Source organism: Aeromonas hydrophila subsp. hydrophila ATCC 7966 (genome assembly GCF_000014805.1).
GTDB lineage: Bacteria > Pseudomonadota > Gammaproteobacteria > Enterobacterales > Aeromonadaceae > Aeromonas > Aeromonas hydrophila.
On the sequence record NC_008570.1, the window covers coordinates 1776943 to 1800182 of the forward strand.

The 23240-nt window shown below is 63.5% G+C and carries 25 protein-coding genes; 10 read left to right on the forward strand and 15 right to left on the reverse strand.

Annotated features, from left to right (window positions below; translation table 11 throughout):
- The first annotated feature begins 406 nt into the window (after positions 1–406).
- Positions 407–1441, forward strand: coding sequence for a 23S rRNA pseudouridine(2604) synthase RluF (gene rluF, locus AHA_RS08190; protein ID WP_011705521.1), 1035 nt, complete (start codon positions 407–409; stop codon positions 1439–1441).
- Positions 1442–1513: 72 nt separating this feature from the next.
- Here the strand turns inward: rluF and AHA_RS08195 are convergent, their stop codons facing one another.
- Positions 1514–2749: a cyanate transporter gene (locus AHA_RS08195; RefSeq protein WP_011705522.1), complete on the reverse strand. Its 1236-nt coding sequence runs from the start codon at positions 2747–2749 to the stop codon at positions 1514–1516.
- Positions 2742–3245, reverse strand: a complete 504-nt coding sequence (locus AHA_RS08200) for a nucleoside deaminase (RefSeq protein ID WP_011705523.1) — start codon at positions 3243–3245, stop codon at positions 2742–2744. Before AHA_RS08200 ends, AHA_RS08195 begins: the two co-directional genes overlap by 8 nt.
- Positions 3246–3355: 110 nt before the next feature.
- On the opposite strand from AHA_RS08200, the gene AHA_RS08205 reads away from it, so the two are divergent.
- Entirely contained in the window at positions 3356–4204 is an 849-nt protein-coding gene (locus AHA_RS08205; protein ID WP_011705524.1) for a LysR family transcriptional regulator, read from the forward strand.
- Positions 4205–4226: 22 nt separating this feature from the next.
- Here AHA_RS08205 and AHA_RS08210 read toward each other — a convergent pair whose 3' ends face one another.
- The 5 genes from AHA_RS08210 to AHA_RS08230 all read right to left on the reverse strand — a co-directional run bounded on the left by AHA_RS08210 (position 4227) and on the right by AHA_RS08230 (position 7085).
- Positions 4227–5426, reverse strand: a complete 1200-nt coding sequence (locus AHA_RS08210; RefSeq protein WP_011705525.1) for an MFS transporter — start codon at positions 5424–5426, stop codon at positions 4227–4229.
- 111 nt (positions 5427–5537) lie between these two features.
- Positions 5538–6005: a GyrI-like domain-containing protein gene (locus tag AHA_RS08215; protein ID WP_011705526.1), complete on the reverse strand. Its 468-nt coding sequence runs from the start codon at positions 6003–6005 to the stop codon at positions 5538–5540.
- A 40-nt stretch (positions 6006–6045) separates the two neighbouring features.
- Entirely contained in the window at positions 6046–6201 is a 156-nt protein-coding gene (gene rsmS / locus AHA_RS08220) for a pleiotropic regulatory protein RsmS (protein WP_005299504.1), read from the reverse strand.
- An 81-nt stretch (positions 6202–6282) separates the two neighbouring features.
- On the reverse strand, positions 6283–6753 hold the full coding sequence (locus AHA_RS08225) for an acyl-CoA thioesterase (protein ID WP_011705527.1): 471 nt from the start codon (positions 6751–6753) through the stop codon (positions 6283–6285).
- A gap of 20 nt (positions 6754–6773) precedes the next feature.
- Positions 6774–7085, reverse strand: a complete 312-nt coding sequence (locus AHA_RS08230; protein WP_011705528.1) for a hypothetical protein — start codon at positions 7083–7085, stop codon at positions 6774–6776.
- A gap of 142 nt (positions 7086–7227) precedes the next feature.
- On the opposite strand from AHA_RS08230, the gene AHA_RS08235 reads away from it, so the two are divergent.
- Together AHA_RS08235 and AHA_RS08240 are read left to right on the forward strand one after the other, a co-directional pair.
- Entirely contained in the window at positions 7228–7887 is a 660-nt protein-coding gene (locus AHA_RS08235) for a tellurite resistance TerB family protein (RefSeq protein ID WP_011705529.1), read from the forward strand.
- A gap of 135 nt (positions 7888–8022) precedes the next feature.
- On the forward strand, positions 8023–8541 hold the full coding sequence (locus AHA_RS08240) for a GNAT family N-acetyltransferase (protein ID WP_011705530.1): 519 nt from the start codon (positions 8023–8025) through the stop codon (positions 8539–8541).
- Between the two features lie 40 nt (positions 8542–8581).
- Here the strand turns inward: AHA_RS08240 and AHA_RS08245 are convergent, their stop codons facing one another.
- A complete protein-coding gene (locus AHA_RS08245) occupies positions 8582–10021 on the reverse strand; it encodes an aminotransferase-like domain-containing protein (RefSeq protein ID WP_011705531.1) in 1440 nt (479 codons plus the stop codon).
- Between the two features lie 120 nt (positions 10022–10141).
- Between AHA_RS08245 and AHA_RS08250 the strand changes: the two genes are divergently transcribed.
- The 3 genes from AHA_RS08250 to cydX are packed head-to-tail and all read left to right on the forward strand — an operon-like array spanning position 10142 to position 12981.
- Positions 10142–11713 carry a cytochrome ubiquinol oxidase subunit I gene (locus AHA_RS08250; protein ID WP_011705532.1) on the forward strand — a complete coding sequence of 524 codons (1572 nt, stop codon included), beginning with the start codon at positions 10142–10144 and terminating at the stop codon, positions 11711–11713.
- The gene (cydB, locus tag AHA_RS08255; RefSeq protein WP_011705533.1) at positions 11713–12840 is read left to right on the forward strand and encodes a cytochrome d ubiquinol oxidase subunit II; all 1128 of its coding nucleotides are present in this window, start codon (positions 11713–11715) and stop codon (positions 12838–12840) included. Before AHA_RS08250 ends, cydB begins: the two co-directional genes overlap by 1 nt.
- A gap of 27 nt (positions 12841–12867) precedes the next feature.
- Complete coding sequence (gene cydX, locus AHA_RS08260) at positions 12868–12981, forward strand: cytochrome bd-I oxidase subunit CydX (RefSeq protein ID WP_005310033.1); 114 nt, start codon at positions 12868–12870, stop codon at positions 12979–12981.
- A gap of 62 nt (positions 12982–13043) precedes the next feature.
- Here cydX and AHA_RS08265 read toward each other — a convergent pair whose 3' ends face one another.
- The 5 genes from AHA_RS08265 to AHA_RS08285 all read right to left on the reverse strand — a co-directional run bounded on the left by AHA_RS08265 (position 13044) and on the right by AHA_RS08285 (position 16663).
- The gene (locus AHA_RS08265) at positions 13044–14216 is read right to left on the reverse strand and encodes an MFS transporter (RefSeq protein WP_011705534.1); all 1173 of its coding nucleotides are present in this window, start codon (positions 14214–14216) and stop codon (positions 13044–13046) included.
- 374 nt (positions 14217–14590) lie between these two features.
- Positions 14591–15394, reverse strand: coding sequence for a 2,5-didehydrogluconate reductase DkgB (dkgB, locus tag AHA_RS08270; RefSeq protein WP_011705535.1), 804 nt, complete (start codon positions 15392–15394; stop codon positions 14591–14593).
- Between the two features lie 47 nt (positions 15395–15441).
- Complete coding sequence (locus AHA_RS08275) at positions 15442–15738, reverse strand: putative quinol monooxygenase (RefSeq protein WP_011705536.1); 297 nt, start codon at positions 15736–15738, stop codon at positions 15442–15444.
- Positions 15739–15915: 177 nt separating this feature from the next.
- On the reverse strand, positions 15916–16278 hold the full coding sequence (locus AHA_RS08280; RefSeq protein ID WP_011705537.1) for a VOC family protein: 363 nt from the start codon (positions 16276–16278) through the stop codon (positions 15916–15918).
- Positions 16265–16663, reverse strand: a complete 399-nt coding sequence (locus AHA_RS08285; RefSeq protein ID WP_077392343.1) for a DUF6404 family protein — start codon at positions 16661–16663, stop codon at positions 16265–16267. Before AHA_RS08285 ends, AHA_RS08280 begins: the two co-directional genes overlap by 14 nt.
- A gap of 194 nt (positions 16664–16857) precedes the next feature.
- Between AHA_RS08285 and AHA_RS08290 the strand changes: the two genes are divergently transcribed.
- Positions 16858–17760: a LysR substrate-binding domain-containing protein gene (locus AHA_RS08290; protein ID WP_011705538.1), complete on the forward strand. Its 903-nt coding sequence runs from the start codon at positions 16858–16860 to the stop codon at positions 17758–17760.
- A 166-nt stretch (positions 17761–17926) separates the two neighbouring features.
- Here AHA_RS08290 and glpK read toward each other — a convergent pair whose 3' ends face one another.
- Both glpK and AHA_RS08300 read right to left on the reverse strand, forming a co-directional pair.
- Complete coding sequence (gene glpK, locus AHA_RS08295) at positions 17927–19429, reverse strand: glycerol kinase GlpK (RefSeq protein ID WP_011705539.1); 1503 nt, start codon at positions 19427–19429, stop codon at positions 17927–17929.
- A gap of 54 nt (positions 19430–19483) precedes the next feature.
- Positions 19484–20332 (reverse strand): MIP/aquaporin family protein, encoded by an 849-nt coding sequence (locus tag AHA_RS08300; RefSeq protein WP_011705540.1) that lies wholly within the window; start codon positions 20330–20332, stop codon positions 19484–19486.
- 487 nt (positions 20333–20819) lie between these two features.
- On the opposite strand from AHA_RS08300, the gene glpT reads away from it, so the two are divergent.
- Positions 20820–22175, forward strand: coding sequence for a glycerol-3-phosphate transporter (gene glpT, locus AHA_RS08305; protein ID WP_011705541.1), 1356 nt, complete (start codon positions 20820–20822; stop codon positions 22173–22175).
- Positions 22176–22276: 101 nt separating this feature from the next.
- Positions 22277–23035 (forward strand): DeoR/GlpR family transcriptional regulator, encoded by a 759-nt coding sequence (locus AHA_RS08310; protein WP_011705542.1) that lies wholly within the window; start codon positions 22277–22279, stop codon positions 23033–23035.
- Positions 23036–23240: the final 205 nt, after the last annotated feature.

Consider the following 23240-nt stretch of genomic DNA (forward strand, 5'->3'; position numbering starts at 1 on the left):
ATTTTTGATTAATAAATAGCAAGAAAATGTTGCTGTCATTTGGCTTGGGTTATCGTTTCTTGCATATTTCATGCATCTTTATGGCGTAGCGAGAGGATCCCGTGCAACGGCGGAAGTGGCCATTGCCAGGCTGACTTCGGCGGTGCCGGCGGCAATCGAATGGTCATGCAATTCTGGGGGCTGACCGCGTGACAGGGGACGCATTTTGCGAGAAGGGGACGGGCCGAGTGCAACTATCCGGCGTGTGTCAGGGGGCAATATGTTAATGTGTCGGCGCTTTTTGCCGGACAGGTCGGTAGCGGCCTTTTTTGAAGATGGAATGATATGCACAATTTTGAGTTAGTGAACCGGCAGCGTGCCGCCCTGATGACCCGGATCCAGGCCGCAGGCCAGTGGCAGGTGACCCATGCTGGCTGATGAATCCATGCGCCTGAACAAATACATCAGCGAGAGCGGCATCTGCTCGCGCCGCGAGGCCGACCGCTTTATCGAGCAGGGCAACGTCTTCATCAACGGCAAGCGGGCCGGGGTGGGGGATCAGGTGTTTGCCGGGGATCTGGTCAAGGTCAACGGTCAGGTGATCGAGCCGCGCGAGGCGGACAGCCTGGTCTTCATCGTCCTCAACAAGCCGGTGGGCATCGTCTCCACCACCGAGGCGGGCGAGAAGGACAACATCGTCGACTTCGTCAACCACAGTACCCGCATCTTCCCCATCGGCCGACTGGACAAAGACTCTCAGGGACTCATCTTCCTGACCAACCACGGCGATCTGGTCAACAAGATCCTGCGGGCGGGCAACGATCACGAGAAAGAGTATCTGGTGACCGTGGACAAGCCGGTCACCGACGAGTTTATTCGGGGCATGGGCGCCGGGGTGCCGATCCTGGGTGCCGTCACCAAGAAGTGCAAGGTGAAGAAAGAGGCGCCGTTCGTGTTTCGCATCACGCTAGTGCAGGGGCTGAACCGTCAGATCCGCCGCATGTGCGAGCACTTCGGCTTCGAGGTGACCAAGCTCGAGCGCATCCGCATCATGAACGTCAGCCTCAAGGGGCTGCCGGTGGGCGAGTGGCGCGATCTCACCGACGACGAGCTGATCGAGCTGTTCAAGCTGATTGAAGACTCCTCCTCCGAGGTGAAACCGGCCAAAGGGGGCCAAGCTGCCGCCGGGCAGGGCGGTAAACCCAAGGCATCCGCCGCACAAGCCGGCAAGCCGGCACCGGGCAAAAAACCGCGCCGGGATGATGATCACGAGATTGGCGGGCGTCCCAACGTGCCGGGGCCGTCGGCATTCGAAAGCAAGAGCCCGGCTGGCAAGGGTGCTGCCGGTAAAGGCGGCGCGGCCAAAGGGAGCGCAGGCAAAGGCGCCCCGAACAAGGGGGCCAAACCGGCCGCCGGCAAACCGCGCGCCGGTCAGGGTGGGCGGCAGAAGAAGGGGCGCTAAGCCCCCCTCACTCCCCGCGTTGACATTAAAAAACACCGGCCACAGGCCGGTGTTTTTGTTTTGGCGATTGAGCTAGGCGGAAGGGGTGTTCCGCGTCAGCGGGGCAGTAGTTTCGTTGCTGGATTGTCGCATCGCCCTCGGGTAGTAACGCGGGTCGAGGCGTAGGACCAGCAGGCTCATCAGCACCAGGCCGGCCAGCTGCCACTGCCAGGCTGCGGCGAAGTCACCGCTCAGGTGATGCAGGCGGGCCGCCACCCAGGGGCCGGTGGCCGCCAGCATGAAGCCGAATCCCTGCATCAGGGCGCTGAGGGTGCCGGCGCGGCGCGGATCCGGCAGGTGATCGAGCGCGATGACCATGATGAGGGAGAAGCTGCCGCCAAGCCCGGCGCCGCACAGCATGCACCAGAGGATGGGGGCGGCAGTCGGCGCCAGCCAGAGGCCGCCAAAGCCTGCAAGTTGCATGGCGATGGCCAATCCCATCCAGGGGCGGCGGTCGAGCCGACGGGCGGCCAGCAGCGGCAGGCCGAGGCCGCTCACGGTCTGGGCCAGCGCCAGCCAGGCCACCAGCTCACCGCCCTGCTGGGGGCTCCAGCCCTGCGCCATGTAGGCCGGCGCCAGCCAGGCCACGACGATGCCGTAACCGCTGTTGATGATGCCAAAGCAGCTTATCAGCAGCCAGCTGCGGGGCAGGCTGATGAGGCGCTGCTCGCCGCCGCTTGGCACTACCACCGGCGTCGCGGGCAGCCGTACCCGCCAGCCGAGCCAGCCCATGGCTAGCAGCACCGGCAGGCTCCACAGCGCCAGCGCCTGGGACCAGTCGAGCCGGGCGGCGAGCTGCGGGGTGAGGCTGGCACCCAGCGCCCCGCCCCCCATCATGCAGGCCGAGAAGATGCCCATCACAAGCGGCACCTTCTGGGCAAACGCCTGCTTGATGAGGCCGGGCAGCACCCCCTGCACCAGGGCCGAGCCCAGCCCGCAGAGGGCGGCACTGGCGATGAGTAGGGCACCGCTGGCCGCCTCGAAGCGCATGGCGCTGCCCATTCCCAGCAGCAGCAGGGCCGCCCCCAGCAACTGACGCGGCCCGGTGCGACTGCGCAGAGCCGGGGTGAGCAGCACGCCGCCGCCGATGAGCCAGAGCGGCAGCAGGGTCAGCCAGGCCAGGGTGTCCATGCCAAGCCCGAGCGCCTCGGCAATATCGCGGCTCAGGGGGCCGATGGCGGTGAGAAACGGCCGCAGGTTGAGCCCGATCAGGATCACCAGCACCAGCAGGGCCTGCTGCTGGCGCGTATCGATGCGGGCCTCAACCATGGTCTGGTGCACCATAGAGCTCGGCGGCGGCCAGCGGGCTCGGCAGCTTGATAAGCGGCAGGGGGGCAGGGGCGAGGGGCAGGCCCAGTTTCTGGTAGGCGGCCGTGCTGTCAAAGCCGAACGGGGCCGCATCCTCGTTATCGAAGGCGTAATAGACGGCGGCAATGCCGTTCATCACCAGGGCGCTCAGGCACATGGGGCAAGGGTGACCGCTGGCGTAGACGATGGCGCCCGCCAGCGGCCCGACCTGGCTGGCCTGGCGCAGGGCTTCCAGCTCGGCGTGGCGGGTGGGGTCGCCATCCTGGTGCATGGCGTTGACGGCGCTGGTCACCAGCTGGTTGTCTCGCACCAGCAGGGCGGCAAAGGGGCGGCCTCCCTGCCGGCGGTTATGAAGGGCCAGTTGCAGCGCCTGCTCCAGCCACTCCTGATGACTGGGGTTGGCGGTCAGCGACGCGATCAGGCGTGAGCCGGCGGGTTCGGCAAGGGAGTGGGGCATGACGGATCCTCGAGGCAAGGGGATGGGAGGAGACCAGCCTAGCGGGGGAATCAGTCATGGGGAAATTAAATGATAGAATGACATTCAGTGGTTTTGTAAATGGAGTCGCCATGCTGGATCCCCTCTTGCTGCGCAGCTTTGTCGCCATCGTCGACAGCGGCAGTTTTACCCGTGCCGGTGAACGGGTGCACCTCACCCAATCCACCATCAGCCAGCAGATGCGGCGGCTCGAACAGCAGCTCGGCTGCCCGCTGCTGGACCGCACCGGTCGCCAGGTGGTGACCACGGCAGAGGGGGAGAAGCTGCTGGGGCTGGCCCGCAGCATCCTGGCCCTGCTGGCCCGGGCCGAGGAGCAGGTGGCCGAGGCCAGCCTGCAACTGAGCCTGGGGGTACCGGAGGATTTTGCCGCCGGCGCCATCGCCCCGGTGCTGGCAGCCTTTGCCCGCGATTACCCGCAGGTGCGGTTGGAGGTGCACAGCGGCCTCAGCCACGAGATCTGGCAGCGCTTCGAGGCTGGCGAGCTGGATCTGGCGCTGGTCAAACAGGCGCGGGGACAGGGGGCGCCGCGCGCCTGCTGGCGCGAGCCGCTGGCCTGGGTCGACAGCCGTGCCTGGCCCGCCAGCGAGCGGGATCCCTTGCCGCTGGTGGTGTTCCCGAGCGAAGGGCTCTATCGGCGGCAGGTGACCGAGGCACTCGACGGGATGGGGCGGCGCTGGCGCATCGCCTACGTCAGCGCCAGCCTGGCCAGCCTGCAGGGGGCTGTGAGCGCCGGGATCGGGGTCAGCCTGTTGCCCCGGCGCTTGCTGCAGCCGGATCAGCAGGAGCTGACCCACTGGCCGGCGGTGGCGCCGGTGGAGCTGGCGCTGCACCTGGGGGCGGAGCGCGGCGAGCAGCTCACGCGCCTCTGCGAGGCCCTCATCAGCCTGTGTGATCGGGTGATGGGGCCCGCTGAGCGGTGAGGGGACGCAGGCTGGGGCCTGCTTAGCGCACCCTGGTGCGCACGATGAGCAGGGTGATGAGCGCCAGGGTGAAGACGAGCGGGGCCCAGGCACCGTGATGGCTCACCAGGGTAGCGCCGGCGGCTGCCAGCCCGGCCACTCCCTGCTGCAGGAAGCCGCACAGGGCCATGGCGTAGGCGCCGTGCTCGCGGCCATCGCTCACCGCCAGCGCCATGCTGTTGGGAAAGAGCACCGCCTGCCCGAAGATGATGAGGCAGTAGCAGGTCATCATGGCCAGCAATCCACTACTGCCCTGCAGGGCGCCCAGTGCCCAGAGCAGCAGCATGCCGCCGGCCGCCAGCAGTATGAGCGCGGCCCCCTGGCGCATCAGCTGGCGGCCTCCCACCCGGGCGACCCGCCGGTTGACCGTCATGGCGCCGGCGAAGTAGGCGACCCCGATCAGCAACCCCAGGCTGCCGAAGGTGGTGACCTCGAGGGCAAACCCCTGCTGCAGCACGAAGGGGCTCACCTCCTGCAGGGTCACAGTGATGGCAAAACCGATACCGACGGCGCAGGCCGGCCAGAAAAAGCCGGGGCGGCGCAGCAGGCTGGCGTAACGGGCCCACATGCCGCCGCTCGCCGCCGCCGGGTTGGGCCCCAGCAGCGGCAGGCTGCTCATCAAGAGCAGCGCCAGCACACCGACCCCGGCCATCAGCACGAATCCCAGCTGCCAATGGGCATAACGGCTGATAAGGCCGCCTATCCACTGACCGCCGCCGAGGGCGGTGATGAAGGCGATGGAGAGCACCGAGAGACGGCGCGCCAGCTCATCGCCGTGCCAGTGATCCCGCACCAGGATGCGGGCGATGATGGCCGCCCCGCCGGCCGCCACCCCTTGCAGGGTGCGCAGGATCAAGAGCAGCGGCCCCTGGCTGGTGGTGGCCAGCAGCAGGCTGAGGCCGACAAACAGCAAGAGTGACAGGGCGAGGGGGAGGCGGCGACCGTAGCGATCGGCGGCGGCGCCCCAGAACAGCACCGGCAGGGCGGCGCCGATGACGAACAACGAGATGGAGAGCTCGGCCCCTTGCCGGGTCATGGCGAGATCCGTCATCACCACGGGCAGGGAGGGGAGGTAAACGGTGGTGGCCATCTGGGCCATGAAGACGATGAGGCAGGCCAGCGTCATGATGCGGGCGGAGCGGCTCCAGAGACCGGCCTGGTCGAGACATTCCTGGTTATCCATAACAACTCTCGGGCAGTAAGGGAGCCATATCCTTGCACTGCCCGAGCGCCGAGTCAGCCCCTCGTCTGGGTTAAACCGTGCCGATTTATCAGGGCAGAGAGCATTGGATGCTCAGACGATGGCCTGGCGCGGCAGCACGGCGAGCCAGAGTTCGACCTCGCCGCTGCCGGTCTCCGGGTCAAAGGCGGCGCCATAGCGCTCGAAGTCGGGCTTGTGGGCCGACTGGTAAGCGGACTGCGCCAGCCAGTCCAGCGCCTGTTGCCAGGTGTGCGGCATGGCCGAGACATGCCCCTGATGCAGGAAGACGGCATAGGTCTGGGGCTCGATGCGCATCCGCCCCAGCGTCTTGGGCAGCACCTCCAGCGCGGCGACCTCCACCGCACACAGGTATTCGCACTCGGTCGCGGTCACGCCGCAGATGACGCCATAGGCATGCTCGCCCAGCTGGCCCGGCAGCGGGCCGAGGGCGCAGAAATCGCGCCATTGGCCGCCGAAGTCGGCGTGGGCGAAGGCATGGTGACGACGCAGACCGCCAAGCAGCATGGGGAGGCCGGTTTCAATACGAATGGGGTCTGTCATGACACCTCCTGGGCAGGATGGGGTGGCAGCGCTGCCGCGCTCAGCACTCCTTGCCTTCGTTGAGCTTGCGTTGATAGTCCGCGGAGACGATGGCCAGCGCCGCCAGAGCGAGGGCTGGCTCAATCCGGTTGGTCTCCAGCAGTTCGATGAGATCCACCGCGAGCTGGACCTCGGGCGGGGCAGTTTCCAATGACATGACAGACTCCGTAACGGGGAAAACGCCATTATACAGGGCCGCTCCCGGATGGGGACCTGTCTGGTGTTGCGGGCGACCCGGCTAGAGGTGCTGGCGCATCTCCTGCTCGATCTGCTCGCGCAGGGCCATCAATTTGAGGGCGTACTGCTGCAACTGCCGATCGCTCTCGTTTTGCGGTTGCCACTGGGGCACCGGAGTCGGTTTGCCGCTCTCGTCCATGGCGACGAAGATGATGATGCAGTGGGTGGTCTTGTGGCGCTCCCGGCTGGCCGGATGGCGGCTGTAAACATCCACCGCCAGATGCATGCTGGTGGTGCCGGTGTGGATCACCTGGGCGTGCACCTCCACCAGCTGGCCTATCTGGATGGGGCGCAAAAAGCGGATCCCCCCCACATAGACGGTCACCGCGTAGCCGCCGCACCAGCCGGCGGCGCAGGCGTAGCCCGCCTGATCGATCCACTTCATCACCATGCCGCCGTGTACCTTGCCGCCGAAGTTGACGTCGGCGGGCTCGGCCAGAAACTGCAGGGTCAGCTCGCGGGGTGGGGTCATGGGGGCTCCTTGATTGAGGGTCATTGCCGGTAGCTCTTGCGATAGGCGTCAGCCTGCTGGCAGGGGGCCAGGTTGTTGAGATCGGGCCGCTTGTTGCCCTCGCGCTGACCAAAACTGGCGAACTCCTGCTGGCATTTGGCGGCCTTGCCACCCGCCTTGATGCAGGCGTCGATCCGCTGTTGCTTGCCCTGCTCGACCAGCTGCTGCTGGGCCTGCTGGCAGGCGGCATCCAGCTTGGCTTGCTGGGCCGGGCGATCGAGCTCGCTGGCGGCATTGGCGGGGCCGCACAGCAGGGCCAGGCCGAGGGGGATCCATGGGGTGAGGGTGCGCATCCGGTTACTCCTTGTTGACCTGTTTCAGGTATACCGCGAATGGCGACGGGATGCACAGGCTCTGCTGCGATAATGGGGCCTCATTCACTCTTGGTTCATCGGCCCGGCGCAAGCATGGGGGAGTCAATTGCGAGGAGTCATGATGAAACAGATGCTTGATCAGTTGTTGGGCGCTGGCAAAGGCTGGCTCAACGAAGGCGGCGACAGCCGCAAGGCGCAGATGAAGGGGATGGCGCAAGGGGGCCTCGCGGCCGGTGCCATGGCCCTGCTGCTTGGCAACAAGAAGATGCGCAAATATGGTGGCAAGGTGGCGGCGGTGGGCGGCGCGGCGGCGCTCGGCGGGCTGGCCTACAAGCTCTATCAGGATTGGCAGGCCCAGCAGTCAAGCCCGGCCCAGCCGACCCAGCCGACCCAGCCGCTCGATACCCTGCAAGGCAACGCGCTGGATGCCAGAGCTGCCCTGCTGGTGCGCGCCATGGTGGCGGCAGCCCGGGCCGACGGTCATATCGACGGCGACGAGCGCCAGAAGATCCAGCAGTACCTGACCGAACAGGGGCAGAGCGATGCGGCCCGCTGGATCGATACCGAGCTGGCACGCCCGCTCGACCCCCACGCCCTGGCGCGAGAGGTGACCGACATGGAGCTGGCGACCGAGGTCTACCTCGCCTCCCTGCTTGCCATCGAGGTGGATCACTTTATGGAGCGCGGCTATCTGGACGAGCTGGCCCGCGCCCTCAAGCTCGATGACAACCTCAAAGGCAGCATAGAGCGGCAGGTGGCCCAGCTGGCACAGCCGGCCTGAACCCCGTCAGGGACAAGGATTGTCGATGAGGCCCCGTTACGGGGCCTTGTTGTGTCTGGTCACTAGTCACTGGTCACGGCACTTCTTATTGGCGCGGGCAGCCACTATGATGGCTCTTCGGCCAAAAGGGAGTAGATGAGACCGTCTCATCGTCAGGGCACATCATCGCCAGGACACAGAGGCAAGGAGCATTCATTGGAAATACGCAAGGCACAAGAGCAGGACATCGACGCCATCCTCGAGCTGAACCGGCAGATAGGAGAGATCCACTTCGAGCAGGCCCCGAAGGTCTTTTGCCCTCCATCCCCCGAGGAGCGGACTTTCTTGCTGGCGGCCATCGCTGCCGAAGGGCGGTTGTTTTGTGTTGCCGAGCAGGAGGGGGCCGTGGTGGGCTTTTTGACTGCGCGCATCGACATCAACGAGACCATCCCGTTTCTGAGCAAAGAGCCCATTTGCCGCATCGGCACCGTGGTGGTCGATGAGGGGCGTCGCTCCCAAGGCATCGGCAAGGCGCTGATCGCCCATTGCGACGAGTGGGGCAAGGCGCACGGTGCCCACCAGATCCGGCTGGAGGTGATGTCGTTCAACGAACGGGCCAAGGCACTCTACGAGGCGTTGGGGTTCAAGATGTTGTCACAGACCATGGCCAGATAAGCCCGTTTCAATCAGATAATTTTGCAAGGAACAGGCCTCATCATGGGGCCTTTTGGTCTTTGGCGGGAGCTGAGTCCAGCTGTTGGTGAATGAGCTCGGCCAACCGGGTGAGGGCCGCCTCCAGCTGCTCGCTCCAGGGATGGGAGCTGTTGAGGCGCAGACAGTGGTTGTGCAGCCCCTTGCTGGAGAAGAGGGCGCCGGGGGCCAGTGAAAAACCGCTGGCCAGCGCCTGGGCGTGCAGGGCACGGCTGTCGAGGCGCGGGTCAAACTCGAGCCAGAGAAAGTAGCCGCCATCGGGGGAGGAGATGCTCACTTCCCCCGGCAGCAGGCGCAGCAGGGCGGCCCGCATCTGCTGCTGGCGCTGGGCCAGGGTGTGGCGCAGCCGGCGAAAGTGGGCATCCACGCCGCCCTGGCGCAGCATCTCGGCCAGCGCCAGCTGGCTTGGCACATTGGTGGAGAGGGTCGACATCAGCTGCAGTCGCTGCACCCGCTCGGCGTGACGACCGGCCACCACCCAGCCGACCCGAAAGCCGGGCGCCAGGCACTTGGAAAAGGAGCTGCACAGCAGGCTGTCGCCACAGCTATCCCAATACTTGATGGGCCTTGGCCGCTCGCGGCCGAAGTAGACCTCGGCATAGACGTCGTCCTCCACCAGTGCCACCCCGCGCCGATTGAGCAGCGCCATCAGCGCCTGCTTGTGGTCATCCGGCATGGTGTGGCCGAGCGGGTGCTGGACATTGCCCATCAGCCAGCACGCCTTGATGGGGCGCTGGGCGAGGGCCTCCTCCAGCAGGGCGAGATCGATGCCCACTCCCGGGATCACCGGGATCTCCACCGCATTGAGCTTGAGTCGCTCGATGGCCTGCAGGGCGCCGTAGAAGGTGGGGGATTCCACCACCACCCAGTCGCCGGGCTCGGTCAGTACCTGCAGGCTGAGGGAGAGCGCCTCCATGGCGCCGGTGGTGATGATGATCTGCTGGGGATCTACCGCCAGCCCCTCGCCGGCGTAGCGCTGGGCGATGGCCCGGCGCAGCGCCTCGTTGCCGGGGGGCAGATCTGCCACCGTGCTGAAGGGGTCGAGCCGGCGCATGCTGCTGGCCAGCGCCCGGCCGAGCTGGGGGTGGGGGAACAGGGTGGGATCGGCCACCGCCATGCCGAGCGGCACCAGCTCCCGCGACTTGCTCGCCTGCAGCACCTCGAACACCAGATCGTTGATGTCCACCGAACCGCTGTAGTGCGCCTGCTGGGGCAGGCTGGCGGCCGGGCGGGAGGGGGCTGCCTTGACGTAGTAGCCGGACTGGGGCCGCGCCAGGATGAGGCCGCGGCTTTCCAGCAGCTGATAGGCCTGCAGCACCGTCATGGGGCTGAGGCCATGGGTCTTGCAGCTCTGGCGGATGGAGGGGATGCGCTCCCCCGGCTGCCAGAGGCCGCTCGTTATCTGCTGTTGCAGCTGATCTGCCAGCTGGCCGTATAGGGACATGGTGGGCTTAAACTGTTATAGGTGTATTTCACTATAACTGCATCTGTTATAGGTGTCATGGACCGTGATGTACTTAACGGGCGAAAACCTGTCTGTTAAATGCAACATAGAGAGTCATGCATGATAAGCCTGGATGATGTGGTCAGCCTCTCCCGAATGCAGTTCGGGGCGACGGCGATGTTCCACTTTCTGTTTGTGCCCCTCACCCTGGGGCTGTCCTGGATCCTGGTGATCGCCGAGTCGGCCTACGTGATGACCGGCAAGGTGATCTACAAAGACATCACCCGTTTCTGGGGCAAGCTGTTTGGCATCAACTTCGTGATGGGGGTGACCACCGGCATTACCCTGGAGTTCCAGTTCGGTACCAACTGGGCCTACTACTCCCACTATGTCGGCGACATCTTCGGCACGCCGCTGGCGGTGGAGGGACTGATGGCCTTCTTCCTCGAGTCCACCCTGGTGGGTCTGTTCTTCTTCGGCTGGGACAAGCTCTCCCGCGGTCAGCACCTGCTGGTGACCATGCTGGTGGCTCTCGGCTCCAACCTCTCCGCGCTCTGGATCCTCATCGCCAACGGCTGGATGCAAAACCCGGTCGGCGCCGAGTTCAACCCCATGACCATGCGCATGGAGCTGGTGGACGTGGCCGCGGTGATCTTCAACCCGGTGGCCCAGGTCAAGTTCGTGCACACGGTGGCGGCGGGTTATGTGGCGGCCTCCCTGTTCGTGATGGGGGTGAGCAGCTGGTATCTGCTGCGCCGTATGGAGGTGCGCTTCGCCCTGCGCTCCTTTGCCATCGCCTCGGGCTTTGGTCTGGCGGCCATCCTCTCGGTCATCGTGCTCGGCGACGAGTCGGGCTATCGCACCGGTGAGGTGCAGCAGGTGAAGCTGGCCGCCATCGAGGCGGAGTGGCACACCGAGCCGGCGCCGGCCTCCTTCACCCTGTTCGGCTTTCCGGATCAGGCCGCCGAGACCACCCATGCCGCGGTGAAGATCCCCTATCTGATGGGCATCATCGCCACCCGCTCCCTCGATGAGCAGGTGACGGGCCTCAAGGATCTCAAGGCGCGGCACGAGGAGCGCATTCGCAGCGGCATGCTGGCCCACGAGGCGCTGGAGACGATGCGGGCCGATGGCAGCAACCAGGCGGCGCGAGCCACCTTTGATCGTCATCGCCAGGATCTGGGCTACGGCCTCTTGCTCACCCCCTATGCCAAGGAGATTGGCAAGGCGGACGAGGCGGCCATCGCCAAGGCGGTGGCGGACTCCATCCCCCAGGTGGCGCCGCTGTTCTGGAGCTTTAGGCTGATGGTGGGTATCGGCGTGGTGCTGCTGGCGCTGTTTGCCGCCGCCTTCCTGCAGCTGTGCCGGGGCAAGCTGGTGCAATCCCCGCGTCTGCTCAAGGCCCTGTTCTGGTCTATTCCGCTGCCCTGGATTGCCATCGAGGCGGGCTGGTTCGTGGCCGAGTTCGGTCGCCAGCCGTGGACCATCAGCGACGTGCTGCCGGTGTCGGCGTCTGTCTCCTTGCTGACCCCGGGCCAGCTCTGGTTCAGCCTGATCTCCATCTGCCTCATCTACACCAGCCTGCTGGTAGTGGAGTTGTTCTTGTTGCGTCATGTGATCCGCAAAGGGCCCGCCAGCCTGCAGACGGGTCGCTATCAAGGTGAAGTGTTGCAAAACGGGAGTCCTGCCTGATGGATTACGAAACCCTGAAATTGATCTGGTGGGGGCTGGTGCTGTTCATGCTGGTCGGCTTCGTGGTGATGGACGGCTTCGATCTCGGCGTGGCCATGCTGCTGCCGGTGGTGGCCAAGAACGACGAGGAGCGACGGGTGCTGCTTAACAGCGTGGGGCCGGTGTGGGAGGGCAATCAGGTGTGGCTCATCGCCGGGGCCGGCGCCCTGTTTGCCGCCTGGCCGCTGGTCTATGCCGCCGCCTTCTCGGCGCTCTACGTGCCCTTCATGTTCCTGCTGTTCGGCCTGTTCCTGCGCCCGGTCGGTTTTGACTATCGCAGCAAGCTGGCGGACCCGGTCTGGCGCCGCTGGTGGGATCGCGCCCTGGTAGTGGGCGGCCTGCTGCCGACCCTGGTGTTTGGCGCAACCTTGGGCTTTTTGCTGCAGGGGCTGCCGTTTCGCTTCGATGCGGCCCTTCGCATCCACTACGGTGCCTTTGACTTCCACTGGCCGCTGCTGTTGACCTGCATGGGGACGGCGCTGGCGCTGTTGTTGCTGCACGGTGCCAGCTTCCTGCAGTGCAAGACCCAGGGGGAGATCGCCCGGCGCTGCGCCCGCCAGAGCCTCTGGCTCGGCCCGCTGGCGAGCGGCCTGTTTGCCCTGGGCGGCGTCTGGCTCAGCCAGATGGCCGGCTACCGGGTGCTGGAGATAGGGGATATCAACGGGGCGCTCACCCCGCTGATGAAGGAGGTGGGGGTGGCCCAGCAGGGCTGGCTTGCCAATTTTGTCGCCCATCCCTGGCTCTGGTGCGTGCCGGCCCTCGGCCTGGTGCTGCCCATGGTGAGCAGCCTGGCCAGCGCCCGCGAGCTGCCGCGCACGGCCCTGCTCGCCAGCGGCGGTGCCTGCGCCAGCATGATGCTGACCATTGCCATCGCCCTGTTCCCGTTCGTGCTGCCCTCGTCGCTGGATCCGTCCAGCAGCCTGACCCTGTGGGACAGCACCTCCAGCGAGCGCACCCTCTTCATCATGCTGGGGATTGTCGGGGTGCTGATGCCCATCAACATCGGTTATACCCTCTGGGTTTATCGGGTGGTGCGCGGCAAGATGAGCGCCCAGCAGATCCGCCAGCACGGCCACAGCCTCTACTAACCCTCTTCAACCAAAGGATCATGCGATATGTGGTATTTCACCTGGATTCTGGGACTGGGCTTCGCCCTGTTGTGCGGGCTAGTCAACCTGCTCTGGCTGGAGGCGCGCTGGGCCGCCGATGAGGATCTCAAGGAGTCTTGAGACGCAGCCATGAAAAGGCCGACACAGGTGTCGGCCTTTTTGCATCCTGCTGGAAGGGTCACTTAGGCGGGGAGGGCGACCCGGGCGGCCTGCCGCTCGCTGACATGGGTGAGGCCGTAGGCCAGCAGCACGATCAGCGCCCCGATCCAGGGGGTGTGCATCAACCCCAGGTGCTCCACCACCAGGCCGCCGATGACGGAGCCGAGCGCAATGCCGACGTTGAAGGCGGCGATATTGAGGCCCGATGCCACGTCCACCGCCCTGGGGGTGTGCTGCTCGGCCTGTTTCACTACCAGCACCTGCAGACCCGGCACGTTGCCAAAGGCAAAGGCACCCCACACCAGCACGGTCAGCACCGCCAGCACCGGGTGCGGCGCGGTGAAGGTGAGCACCAGCAGCACCAGTGCGAGACCGGCAAACAGCAGCTTCAGTGCAGGCAGCGGGCCCATCTTGTCGGCCAGCTTGCCACCCCAGATATTGCCGACGGCGACCGATACCCCGTACACCAGCAGAATGAGGCTCACCGCGCCGGCGCTAAAGCCGCTCACCTGCTGCAGAATGGGAGCGAGGAAGGTAAAGGCGGTGAAGGCGCCGCCGTAACCGAGCGCGGTCTTGGCGTAGACCAGCAGCAGCGGCTTTTTGGTGAGCACCGAGAGCTGCTCGCGAAGGGTCGAGGCCGCCCCCTTGGGCAGGTTGCTCGGGATCAGCAGCAGGCTGCCCACCATGGCGACGAGGCCCAGCAGGCTCACCACCAGAAAGGTTTCGCGCCAGCCAAAGACCTGACCAATCCAGGTGCCGAGGGGGACGCCGGTCACCAGCGCGATGGTGAGGCCGCTGAACATGATGGCGATGGCGCTGGCCGCTTTCTCCTTGGCCACCAAGCCGGTGGCGATGGTGCTGCCCACCGAGAAGAAGACCCCGTGCGCCAGCCCGGTCAGGATGCGGGCCACGATCAGGCTCTCGTAACCGGGGGCTTGCCAGGCGAGCAGATTGCCGGCGGTGAAGAGCGCCATCAGCCCCACCAGCAGCCACTTGCGCGGCACCTTGCCGGTCAGCGCCGTGAGCACGGGGGCGCCGATGGCCACGCCAAGGGCATAGAGGCTGACCAACAGGCCCGCCGAGGGCAGCGAGACATTCAGCTGCTCGGCGATGGTGGGGATAAGCCCCACGATCACGAATTCGGTGGTGCCGATCGCAAAGGCACTCAGGGTGAGGGCAAATAACGCCAGTGGCATAACAACTCCTTGGATAGGGACTCCCGACGGGAGAATGGCGCCAGTATGCCGAGGGTGTTTGTTGGTAAAAATGACGGTGACATCAAATTACTTTTGCCAAATCAGCAGCAATCATCGCGATGGCTCGGGTCTTATTGGGCGGGGAATTGTGTGAGTGGCGCACAAAACCAAAAAAAGCGGGAGGCACAGTGCCTCCCGCTAGGGGTTGGAGAAGTATCCCGGATCGTTATTGCCTCCTTTCTCCCCTGGCGGGAGAAGGGTCGGGGATGAGGGGCATTCTGTATATGCAGCAAAACTAGCCTAGGGTAGCCTGCTATACCCTCACCCTAGCCCTCTCTCATGGGGAGAGGGAACAATCCGGTTGAACCTGCTTATTAATCCCAATCTGGCGCAAAATCCGGGTTGGCGCAGCGCTCGCCCCGCTCCAGGGTGGCTATGGCGGCCATCTCATCGCGACTGAGTTGCACCTTCAGCGCCGCCAGGTTGGCGGCCAGATTCTCCCGCTTGGTGGAGCTCGGGATCACCGCCATGCCCTGGGCCAGCAGCCAGGCCAGCGACACCTGGGCCGCCGAGACGCCGTGGCGCTGGCCAATTTCCATCAGCAGCGGCTCGGTGAGCACCTTGCCATAGGCGAGCGGCATATAGGCGGTGATGGCGATGCCGTGGGCCTGGCAGAACGCCACCACCTTGCGGTTTTGCAGCAGCGGGTGGATCTCCACCTGCTGATGGGCGATGACGCCCGGCCCCAAAATCTCGATAGCCTGTTTGAGCTGGGCCACGGTGAAGTTGGAGACCCCGATCTCGCGGGTCAGGCCTAGGGCTTTGGCCTCGGCCAGTTGCTCCAGATAGACCGCCATCGGCACCTCATCCTGGGGGGAGGGCCAGTGAATAAGCGCCAGATCCAGATAGTCGGTGCCCAGTTTTGCCAGGCTTACCTCCAGGCTCGGGATCACCTTGCCCGGCCCGAACTCGCTGGTCCACACCTTGGTGGTCAGGTAGATATCCTGGCGGGGTACGCCGCTCTCGCGCATCAGCTGGCCAACTTCGGCCTCGTTGGCGTAGATCTGGGCGGTATCGATGTGACGATAGCCAAGCTCGAGCCCCTGCAGCAGGGAATCGCGCAGGGGTTGGCCGGTCAGGCGAAAGGTACCAAGACCCAGGTTGGGCATCTTCATCATGTTGTTCCTCAAATAGGTTGCAAAAGGGCGCTCAGCGGCGCGGCAAATCAGGCCTCCAGCGGCTGATAGCGGCGAATGGTGCTTCCGGCAAACCAGGGCTCTGCCCTGGCGACAAATTCGGTAAAGTGGGGCTGGCCCTGATGGGCGCGAAGGGCGGCCTCGCTCTCCCACACCTCGTAGAGCATCCAGCTGTGGGGATTGTCCAGATCCTGATGCAGCTGGTAGCGCAGGCAGCCAGCCTCCTGCAAGGTGGCGGCGATCAAGGGATCCAGGGCGGCGCAAAACTGGGGGGCGAATTCGGGTTTGGCTTCAAGCTGGGCAATCACAATCACGGGTGATGACATCGGAACCTCCTTGCAAAAACGAAGGGTCAGTATGCCCACGGTGACTTTCCCGAAACAGGGCCGCTGTCGCAAAACACTATTGAGATAAGAGCAGCAATGAATGGGGCCGGGGCGAGATGGCGATGAGGAAGTGAGTGAGGTAAAAGAAGCAGGGAGCGCCGGGGCGCCCCCTTGCCATCAGGCATTGGCCGGCTCGGACCAGACCGCAAATTCATTGCCGCTGGGCTCGACGAAGTGAAAGCGGCGGCCACCGGGAAAATCGAACAGGGGGCGAACGATTGTGCCCCCGGCGCCAGCTACCTTGCTCTGGGTCGCCTCAATATCGGCGCTGTAGAACACCAGCAGGGCGCCGCCTTGCGCGCTCTGGCTGCAGAGGTCTGCGCGATAGAAACCGCCATCCAGTCCTTCTCCCTCGAAGGCGCAATAATCGGTGCCATAATCGGCAAATTGCCAGCCGAAAGCGGCCTGAAAGAAGGCCTTGGTGGCGGCAAGATCCCTGGCCGCAAACTCCACATAGTTCAGTTTTTCATGGGCTTTCATTCAGTTCGTCTCCCTCATCATCAGCATCGGTGGACTCAGCAAGTTGCGCCCACGGGGTCAGTTTAAGCTGTTTGCGCCGTAGCCAGAGCAAAGATGCCATGGACAGGCCGAACAATCCTGCAAATAGCGCGATTTGGCGCAGGACAAATAACGGTTCGGTTCCCATGGGTCGCCAGCTGAAAAACCACATCATCATGCCCCAGACAAGACCAAAGCTGATACCGAATGCCAGAGAGTTGGTTAGCCAGCCCTCATAGTGAGGCGGTTTGACGGGATAACCGAACCTGCGCAGCAGCCTGCACAAAGGGGGATTGTAGTTGGCATGCCATACCCCTTTGCTCTCCAGTTCCTGATGGGCGGCGGTCAGCCGCTCTTCAAATGTCATGGTATTCATCCTTGTGAAATGGGTGGTGCCATACGGTGCTTTTCTGGCTGCATTGTACTGACAAATCGCCAGTTTGATATGGGCCCGCGGTCACGTTCTTTCCCTGTAGAAAAAAGCACTGGCCTCACCGTACACTTGCCAATACACAGCGGCTACGCCTATAAAGGCCCATTACTCTTGTCTGGATTGCAGCAATGAAGACTCATTCTGATGAACTGACCCTGTTTGTGGCGGTGGTGGAGGCGGGCAGTTTTCGCCAGGCGGCGGAGAACCTCGGCATGGACAACTCGGTGGTGAGCCGCGGCATCAAGCGGCTGGAAGAGAAGCTCTCGACCGTGCTGCTCAACCGCACCACGAGGCGGGTCAGCCTGACCGAGGAGGGGAGCTGGTTCTATCAGCGGGCGGTGAAGATCCTGACCGAGATGAGCGAGGCGGAGGGGCTGCTGCTGATGCGCCGCGAGCAGCCGGAGGGGGTATTGCGGGTCGATGCCGCCACCCCCTTCATCCTGCACCGGCTGGTACCCATCATCGGCGAGTTTCGCCGCCGCTACCCCGCCATCGAGCTGCAACTGCACAGCTCCGAGGGCTTTATCAACCTGATGGAGCGGCGGGTGGACATGGCCATTCGCATCGGCGAGCTGACCGACTCCTCCCTGCGGGCGCTGCCGCTGGGCCGCTCGCGGCTGCGGCTGCTGGCGTCCCCCGACTATTTGCGCGAGCGCGGCACCCCGCGCCAGCCGATAGATCTGTTGAGCGGGCACGAGCTGCTCGGTTTTTTGCACCCCGATCACCTCAACCACTGGCCGCTGCTGAGCCAGGAGCAGGGGGACCGCTTTCCCATCACCCCGACCCTGCGCGCCAGCAGCGGTGAGACCTTGCGCCAGCTGGCGCTGCGGGGGCAGGGGATCGTCTGTCTGTCGGATTTCATGACCGGGCAGGATCGGATGAGCGGGGCCCTGGTGGAGGTGCTGGCCCGCAGCAACAGCGGTGCCTCACGCCCCATCAATGCGGTGTTCTACTCCGATGCCCAGCGCGACATCCGGCTGCGGGTCTGGCTCGATTTCCTCAAAGAGCAGCTCGGCAGCGAGATGCTGTAGCGCCCGTGCTCTGACCGGGCTGCCCGGCAGAAGGGGTCCGCCGTGCTTGGGGTGCCTGCCGAGGCAGGATAGGGGGCGTCATCATCGGGGCGGCGCTAAAAAAGAGAGGCCGACATTGCTGTCGGCCTCTCACGTTTTTCAGCTCAAGGCTGGGTCGGTTGCCCGATCACTCCTCTTCTGCCCAGCGGCGTGAACGTTCCACCGCTTTCTTCCAGCCGTTGTAACGCTTGGCGCGATCGTCGCGGTCCATCTGCGGGATGAACTCACGGTCCACGCTGAACTTGTCTTCCAGCTCTTCCGAGCTCTTCCAGAAGCCGACGGCGAGGCCAGCCAGGAAGGCAGCGCCCATGGCGGTGGTCTCGATCCGGGTCGGACGCACTACCGGGGTGTGCATCATGTCGGCCTGGAACTGCATCAGGAAGTCGTTGGCTACCGCGCCACCGTCCACCTTGAGGGCCGCCAGCTTGATGCCGGAGTCCTGCTGCATCGCATCCAGCACATCGCGGCTCTGATAGGCGATGGATTCCAGCGCGGCACGGATGATGTGGTTGCGGTTGGCGCCGCGGGTCAGGCCGACCATGGTGCCGCGAGCATACGGATCCCAGTAGGGAGCGCCCAGGCCGACGAAGGCCGGTACCAGGTAGACGCCGTTGGTGTCGCCCACCTTGGAGGCGAAATAGTCGGTGTCGCGGGCATCGTGAATGATCTTCAGCTCGTCACGCAGCCACTGGATGGTGGCGCCGCCCATAAATACCGCACCCTCGAGGGCATAATTCACTTCCCCTTTCGGGCCGATGGCGACGGTGGTCAGCAGGCCGTTATTGGAGCGAACCGGTTCGGTACCCGTGTTCATCAGCATGAAGCAGCCGGTGCCATAGGTGTTCTTGGCCATCCCTTTCTCGAAGCAGAGCTGGCCGAACAGGGCAGACTGCTGGTCACCGGCGATACCGGCGATGGGGATGCGGGAGCCGCCGCCACGGGTGGTGTAGCCGTACACTTCGGAAGAGGGCTTCACTTGTGGCAGCATGGACATGGGGATGCCCAGCTCGTCCAGCATCTTCTGATCCCACTTCAGGTCGCGGATGTTGTAGAGCATGGTACGGGAGGCGTTGGTCGGGTCGGTGACATGCACTTCGCCGTTGGTCATCTTCCATACCAGCCAGGTATCGATGGTGCCGAACAGCAGCTCGCCGTTCATCGCCTTCTCGCGGGCCCCTTCGACGTTGTCGAGGATCCACTTCACCTTGGTGCCGGAGAAGTAGGCGTCCAGCACCAGACCGGTGTTTTCACGCACGTACTCTTCCAGGCCGCGCGCTTTCAGCTCTTCACAGATGGCCGCGGTGCGGCGGCACTGCCAGACGATGGCGTTGTAGATGGGTTTGCCGGTGGCCTTTTCCCATACCACTGTGGTTTCACGCTGGTTGGTGATGCCGATGGCGGCGATCTCTTCGCTGCGAAGGCCAGTCTTGGCCAGCACTTCGGTGAAGACGGAGGACTGGGTCGCCCAGATTTCCATCGGGTCGTGCTCAACCCAGCCCGCTTTCGGGTAGTGCTGGGTGAATTCGCGCTGGGAGGTACCGACTATGTTGGCGTCCTGGTCAAACACGATGGCACGGGAAGAGGTAGTACCCTGGTCCAGAGCGACGACATATTTCTTTTCAGCAGACATGATGTTCTCCACGTTTTTATTTTCCACGTTTTTACACGTTGGGGAGGGCCGCTCTTAGGCGGCGGCCTCTTCTTTGTTAGACAGCTTGGCGGCTTCTTCGGTGGCGACGCGGTTGCCCGGCACACAGGGAGCCAACACTTTTACATAAAGAGCAGTACCGATCTGGGCACCGACGATGGGGCCGAGGATGGGCACCCAGAAGTAGGGGTTGTCACGACCACCGGTCATGGCCACGTCACCCCAGCCGGCCAGGAAGGCGAACAGTTTGGGGCCGAAATCACGGGCCGGGTTCATGGCGAAACCGGTTAAGGGGCCAAGGGAGGCGCCGATCACCGCGATCAGGATACCGATCAGCAGGGCGGCGGCGAAGCCTTTGGGGGCACCGTTGTTGTTGTCACCCAGTGCCATGATGCCCAGCATCAGCACGGCGGTGATCACCATCTCGACCGCGAAGGCCTGCATGTTGGAGAGCAGAGCATTGGGGTAGGTAGAGAAGATGCCAGCGCTGCCGAGGCTCTCGACGCTGCCGCGCACCACGTTGTGGGTCACTTCCCACTGGGTGAAAAGGTTACCATAGAGGAAGTAGACCAGCGCCGCGAAGCAGAAGGCGCCGGCAACCTGGGCGATGATGTAGGGCACCACTTTGCGCTTGTCGAACCCGCAGAAGGTCATCAGCGCCAGGGTCACGGCCGGGTTGAGGTGGGCACCGGAGATACCGCCGGTGACATAGATGGCGATGGCGACGCCCAGACCCCAGGTAATGGAAATTTCCCATTGCCCGAAGTTGGCTCCCGCCAGCACCAGTGCGGCCACGCAGCCGACGCCGAAGAAGATCAGCAGGCCGGTTCCGATAAACTCGGCAATGCATTCGCCAAGCAGGGTATTGGGTCTTTGTATGCTCATACCGTTATTCCTTATATCCACCCAGAGTAGGTTTGATGTTCCGTTTTGTTGTTTTTCATTCCCATTATTGCGTCCGAAAACGTTTCTTCTTGTTTTTTGAGCTGACGCAAACGTTATGCTCGTTTGCGCTCGTTCTCGGACGAGAGAGAAAATAAACCTAAATCGCCCATTCACCACTCCCTCCCCGCAGGAAATGTGGACAAGATCCCACTCATTGCTAAGAAAATGTGACGGAAAGCAAGTTGATACAGTGGTTATACCACTTAGTGGGTAGCCAAAAGCCTTGCTACACAAGGGATTGCGGCTGATGAGTGATTGCTCATTTGACACTTTCTTTTGTAATAAAACTGCAATATTTCAGCCTCCATCACAGATTAAATGTTCACATATGAGCACAATAGGCTCGCTTTCGAATTAGGACTCATCTGATTGGTCAGCATGGACAGGGCACCCTCAACCGCCCACAACAACAATAAGGAAGCAGAACATGCTTAGTCTCTTCAGGCCTGCACCACACATAGACAGGCTCCCGGCCGACAAGGTCGACCCCTTCTACAAACGCATGCGTTGGCAGGTGTTTTTCGGGATCTTCTTCGGTTATGCCGGTTACTACCTGGTACGGAAAAACTTCAGTCTGGCGATGCCCTATCTGATCGAGCAGGGCTTCTCCCGCGGTGATCTGGGTCTGGCGCTGTCCGGCGTCTCCATCGCCTACGGTCTTTCCAAGTTCCTGATGGGGAACGTGTCGGACCGCTCCAACGCCCGCTACTTCCTCTCCGCCGGTCTGCTGCTGTCGGCCGGCATCATGTTCATGATGGGGACCATGCACTGGGCCACCTCCAGCATCGCCATCATGTTCGTGCTGTTGTTCCTGAACGGCTGGGCACAGGGCATGGGCTGGCCGCCCTGCGGTCGCACCATGGTGCACTGGTGGTCACAGAAAGAGCGCGGTGAAGTGGTTGCGGTCTGGAACGTGGCCCACAACGTGGGTGGCGGCATGATAGGTCCGCTGTTCATTCTGGGGATGGGCTGGTTCAACGACTGGCGCAGTGCCTTCTATGTGCCGGCTGCTGCCGCTGCTGCCATCGCGGTGATCGCCTTCTTCGTGATGCGTGACACCCCGCAATCGGTCGGTTTGCCCCCCATTGAAGAGCACAAGAACGACTATCCGAAGGACTATAACGAAAGCCACGAGCAGGAGTTTTCCGCCAAGGAGATCTTCGTCAAGTACGTGCTGCACAACAAGCTGCTGTGGTACATCGCCATTGCCAACGCCTTCGTTTACCTGATTCGCTACGGTGTGCTGGACTGGGCGCCGACCTACCTGAAAGAGGCCAAGGACTTCAGCGTCGACAACTCCTCCTGGGCGTACTTCCTGTACGAGTGGGCGGGTATTCCGGGCACCCTGCTGTGCGGCTGGATCTCTGACAAGATGTTCCAGGGCCGCCGTGCACCGGCCGGCATCCTGTTTATGGTGCTGGTGACCGTGGCCGTGCTGGTCTACTGGTTCAACCCGGCCGGCAACCCGACCGTCGACATGATGGCGCTGGTGGCCATCGGCTTCCTCATCTACGGCCCCGTCATGCTGATCGGCCTCTATGCCCTGGAGCTGGCGCCGAAGAAGGCCGCCGGTACTGCGGCAGGCTTCACCGGTCTGTTCGGTTATCTGGGTGGCGCGGTCGCGGCCAACGCCATGCTGGGCTACACCGTTGACCACTTCGGCTGGGATGGCGGCTTCATGGTGCTGACCGCTTCCTGCGTGCTCTCCATCATCCTGCTGGCGATGACCCTCAAGCACGAGAACCAGTCGATTGCCGCCAAAGCGGCTGCCCATAAGGCATAAAACGTGATCCTGCCCTTATCGATTGGAAAAGGGATCAGGTAAACTCCCCAAGGCCCCGCATCTGCCGGGGCCTTTTTTCGTCTCATCATCGGAGTTCAAGCGTGAAGCAAACCCAACGACATCTGGAGATCCTGGACGTCCTGACGCGGCAGGGCTTTGTCTCGACCGAGGATCTGGTGACCCACTTTGACGTCAGCCCCCAGACCATTCGCCGGGATCTCAACGATCTCGCCGAGCAGAACAAGATCCGGCGCCACCATGGCGGGGCCTCCCTGCATTCGAGTACCGTCAACACCGCCTACAGCGCCCGTAAGGTGATGCAGCTCAAGGAGAAAGAGCGTATCGCCCGTGAGGTGGCTGCCAACATTCCCGATGGTTCCTCGCTCTTTATCGACATAGGCACCACCACCGAAGCCATCGCCCGCGCCCTGCTCGATCACCGCGAGCTGCGCATCGTCACCAACAACCTCAACGTGGCCAGCATCCTCACCGCCAAGGATGACTTCACCGTCATCATCGCCGGCGGCGAAATTCGCAACCGGGACGGCGGCATCGTGGGGGAGGCGACCCGCGACTTCATCGGCCAGTTTCGCATGGACTACGGCGTCATCGGCATCTCGGGCATCGACAGCGACGGCTCATTGCTCGACTTCGACTACCACGAGGTGAAGATTGCCCAGGCCATCATTGCCCACTCCCGTCAGGTGTTCCTGGCCGCCGACCACACCAAGTTCGGTCGCAACGCCATGGTCAACCTCGGCAACCTCAGCCAGATCCACGCCCTGTTCACCGATCAGGAGCCGCCGGAGAAGCTGATGCGGCTGATGTCCCAGCATCAGATCGAGTGCCACATCTGCTGAGTCGCCGTTAACCCGTTCCAGCACCAGGCCGCCATCGGGCGGCCGCTTCGTTTTCAGCCTCCCCGCACTTCTGCCCGCCCTCATTCCACCGCCAATGCCGTGCTGATGTCCCCAAAAGCGCGATCTCGCTCACAGCCTCGCCCCCGTTTTCCCCAGGCTGCGCCGCTTTATCACCGACCGGCAGCATTTTTAGCATTGCCAAAAC